The sequence below is a fragment of the Mesorhizobium sp. M7D.F.Ca.US.004.01.2.1 genome (assembly GCF_003997785.1).
GTDB lineage: Bacteria > Pseudomonadota > Alphaproteobacteria > Rhizobiales > Rhizobiaceae > Mesorhizobium > Mesorhizobium loti.
This window is the reverse complement of sequence record NZ_RZRQ01000444.1, coordinates 1-3,821: the sequence shown is the minus strand read 5'-3', so window position 1 is coordinate 3,821 and position 3,821 is coordinate 1. Positions and strand designations below refer to the sequence as shown.

The 3,821-nt window shown below is 58.9% G+C and carries 4 protein-coding genes and 1 pseudogene; 2 read left to right on the top strand and 3 right to left on the bottom strand.

Annotation, left to right across the window (positions count from 1 at the left end; all coding sequences use genetic code 11):
* The 3 genes and pseudogenes from EN993_RS32605 to EN993_RS32595 form a co-directional block, all read right to left on the bottom strand.
* Nucleotides 1–292: pseudogene (locus tag EN993_RS32605) on the bottom strand (SAM-dependent methyltransferase); the annotation flags it as partial.
* Between the two features lie 163 nt (nucleotides 293–455).
* Nucleotides 456–629: a hypothetical protein gene (locus EN993_RS32600; protein ID WP_164757957.1), complete on the bottom strand. Its 174-nt coding sequence runs from the start codon at nucleotides 627–629 to the stop codon at nucleotides 456–458.
* Between the two features lie 417 nt (nucleotides 630–1,046).
* Nucleotides 1,047–1,376, bottom strand: a complete 330-nt coding sequence (locus tag EN993_RS32595; protein ID WP_127265882.1) for a YMGG-like glycine zipper-containing protein — start codon at nucleotides 1,374–1,376, stop codon at nucleotides 1,047–1,049.
* A gap of 270 nt (nucleotides 1,377–1,646) precedes the next feature.
* On the opposite strand from EN993_RS32595, the gene EN993_RS32590 reads away from it, so the two are divergent.
* Nucleotides 1,647–3,212, top strand: coding sequence for a recombinase family protein (locus EN993_RS32590; RefSeq protein WP_127265880.1), 1,566 nt, complete (start codon nucleotides 1,647–1,649; stop codon nucleotides 3,210–3,212).
* The coding region (locus EN993_RS32585; protein ID WP_127265879.1) for a ParB N-terminal domain-containing protein at nucleotides 3,212–3,821 on the top strand (610 nt) is incomplete at its 3' end. The genes EN993_RS32590 and EN993_RS32585, both read left to right, overlap by 1 nt.

Genomic DNA, 3,821 nt, shown 5'->3' with positions numbered 1-3,821 from the left:
GCGCCAGCCCCGGGTGGGCGATGACGATGGAATATTGCTCGTCGGTGCGGTCCTTGCAGATGTCGAAAGCAGGGAAATCGACCGAGCGGTAGTTGGGGCACATCGCCCGCCAATAGCGGTTCCAGCCGGGCGAGATCTCGATCACATCGGAAGCCTTGCGGTTGGCGGCTTCTAGAAAGAGGCTGAATGCCTCGATCTGGCGGATGCGCAGCCAGTTGCGGGAATCATAGCCGATGAGCCGTTTCACGGCGCGTTTGCTTTGGCTTTTCAGGGCGGCAAGGCTTGTCGTCACATCGACCTCCTCCACAACCCGCCGCGAAGAACAGTCTAGCCCGGCCAAGTGGGCAAAAAATGACAGCGAGCCAATTTCCCCCTCGAAGGCCCTCCAACGAGTGACAACAAAGCTTCGCCATGGGAGGGCTCGTCACCGACCTCCAATTCTCAACAAAGGAATCTCACATGATCTTGTCAGACGCCGGATCCGTCGCTCCGCGTGCGCAGCCGGCGAACAATCCAGGACGGTCGCCGGCACTTCGTACCGCGTGTTCCTCGACGCCTCCTCGGCCGGCGAGTTCGCCACCAACGCCGAACTGGCACTCGAACTGGAACCGCACCGCGTCCAGCGTCATTATGACGCTCATCGCGATAAATAGCACTGAAGCCTGATCGGGCCGAGGCGACGGGACCGGGGCTGCCCGAAGACGGAACCGGCCTGCGGAATGCCGATACCTCGCACATCAAAGAGGCGGATCCGGGGACAGAATCCGCCTCGTCTGCCGACAGGGCTTCGGGGGGAAGACGGGGGTCGGCAAACAATCCGATAGCAATATCAGCAAGCTTCTTGAGGCGTACTGTGCTCCGGAAGACTGGATTGTGAGCGCGTTTTGGATCCCGCGCAATTCGCCCGATAGACGTAGCCTGATATGCCTATGGACGTGTCGCGGACGCGTCCATTCCGTCCGACCGAGGCCGGATCGGGCGACGAGCTCCCCTTCCTTTCTTGAGCAACTACCTGCTGGCAAACGCGTCCCGCCGTCAGGCTCGCATCAATAATCGCCGTTGTAGTACCGGTCGTCGCAGGGCGCCGTGTAGATGCGGCCGTCGCGATCCTGGTAGCGGCACATCTGGTCGCCGCGGCGCTGGTCTTCGCGGCGCTGTGGGGTGGTGGCTGAGCCGACGACGGCGCCGAGCAGGGCGCCGCTGGCCGCGCCGATGACCGTGCTCTTGGTGTTGCCGCCAATGGCCTGGCCGACGAGGGCGCCGCCGGCGCCGCCGATCAGCGCGCCGGTTCCGGCCCGCTGCTGGCCTTCGGTCTGCGCGCAGCCTGCCAGGGCTGCGGTCATCAGCACGGCTGCGATGGCTTTGTGAAAGTTCATGTGCGTTCTCCCTTGAAGGCCTGAAATCCCTATGGCTTGCCACCTGCGGCCGCAATGCGGCGGAACGGGGGCACGAGGCCTCACGATAAAAGACATGGTTTCTCGGGCGTTGATAGAAACCCTGCCTGCTATTTTTTGACCCTCTCGGTTCATGGCAACAAAGCCTCATTCGATACAAAGTGTCGGTCAATGTGTAACGGGATTGAAGCGTCATGCCGCTAGGGTCGCTGGTTCAAGCGAACGTTCAATCTGCCTTTTAGGCGCGGAGTGATGGAAGAGGCGCACACGGCCCGTCGACCTTCTGTAGACGCACAACGCGTGCGCGCAGCTCAGTACGTGCGAATGTCTACTGACCGCCAGAGCTTCTCGATCGACAATCAGAAGGATGCAATCCGCGCCTTCGCGGCTGCGATGAACTACGACATCGTAGCCACATACGAGGACGCTGGTCGCAGCGGCTTGAACCTTGAAGGTCGCGCCGGCTTGCAAAGGCTGTTGGCGGACGTCGAGACGAAGAACGCGGGTTTCGAAATCATCATCGTCTACGACGTGAGCCGCTGGGGGCGATTCCCGAACCCCGATGAGAGTGCGTCGTACGAGTACCGGTGTCGCGTTGCCGGAGTGCGAATTGAATACTGTGGCGAACAGTTTGCCAACGATGGCACCATCGCATCAGACCTGCTCAAGGCGATAAAGCGCACCATGGCGGCCGAGCACAGTCGCGTGTTGTCGGTCAAGGTGTTTGCCGGGCAGTGCAGGCTCATTCAAATGGGATACCGGCAAGGAGGGTCGTCCGGCCTGGGCCTGAGGCGCCGGCTCATCGACCAGCATGGGCGCACAAAGACCATGCTCGCTCTCAAAGAGTACAAGAGCCTCCAGACGGATCGGGTCATCCTCGTACCTGGACCATCTGATGAAATTGCAACGGTGCGCTGGATCTATAATGAATATGTGAAGGGTGGTCGGACCGAGCTGCAAATTGCGCGGTCGTTGAATACCAAGGGAGTGGTCACCGATCTCAATCGATCGTGGAAACGCGAATCCATTCATCAGATACTCAGCAACGAAAAATATGTGGGCAACAACGTCTGGAATCGGCAGTCTTTCAAGCTCAAGCAAAGGAAGGTGACCAATGATACGACCAAATGGGTGCGCGCCGATGGTGTCTTTGAACCCATTGTAGACCGCAAACTGTTCGAACGGGCTCAAGTCATAGCCGACGCCCGCTCATCTAAGATGGGCAACGATCAGATGTTGGTTGTGCTCGCCGAACTTCTGAAGAGGCACGGTACCCTCTCAGGTCCGATCATTGACGCGGCGGCAAATTGTCCGCCAAGCAGCCGCTACAGGAAAAAATTTGGCAGTCTGCTGCGAGCCTACAAGCTCGTTGGATACGATCCGTCTCAGAACTATCGGTTTCTTGATATCAGAAGGCGGCTTGGTGAGATCTTCGAAGAAGTCGTCCAAACGATAGTCGCGACCATTGAGCGGGCGGGCGGCTCTGCGGTGCGTCAGAGCGGTCTCGGCGTGCTTCGCGTCAATGATGAATTCACTGTATCCATTGCGATGGGTCGCTGTCGCAACACGCCATACGGCTATCCTCATTGGTTGGCCCCTGCGGAACGGGGTACCGCTGCGGACGTGAAAGTGGCCATCCGCATGAGCCCGGATAACCAGACGATCCTGGATTATCTGATTGCGCCAGCAAATGAGATTGGTGGAAAACCCTTAAACCGCGCCTTGAACAAGAGACTGGAGTTCAACACTTTCTTCTTCAAATCGCTGGATCCGCTGTTCGCCTTGGCCGAACGCAACGCCATCACGGCCGCTCGCTGATGGACGCCACCAACAGACCAATCTCGCTCCTGCGCCTGGACGCGATCAAAATTACCAACCCGCGCACCCGAGGCAAAAAATCCTTCCAGGATATTGTCGACAGCATCAAGAGCGTCGGCCTGAAGCGTCCCGTCACGGTGACGAAAAGCGATGTCGACGAAGGCGCCTTCACGCACGATCTGGTGTGCGGCCAGGGGCGGATCGAGGCCTTCAGGCTGCTGGGCCAGACCGAGATTCCCGCCTTTGTGATAGAGGCAACCAGGGCCGAAGCGCTGGTTAAAGGGTTGGTGGAAAATTGTGCTCGCCGGTATCATACCGCCTATGACCTTCTTCGCGATATCGGTCGGCTGAAAGAAAGCGGCTATTCGGACGCCGACATCGCAGCAAAGATCGGTCTTTCGACCGAATATGTCAGAGGAATTGCACGCCTTCTGTCACAAGGCGAACAGCGCCTTCTGCGGGCCGTCGACTCCGGCCAGATCCCGCTGTCGGTCGCAGTCGATATTTCCACCGCCGACGAGCCCGGTATCCAAGCGGTTCTTCAGCTTGCCTATAAAAGAAACCAACTTCGTGGCCATAAGCTTGTGATAGCGCGCCGCTTGATTGAGA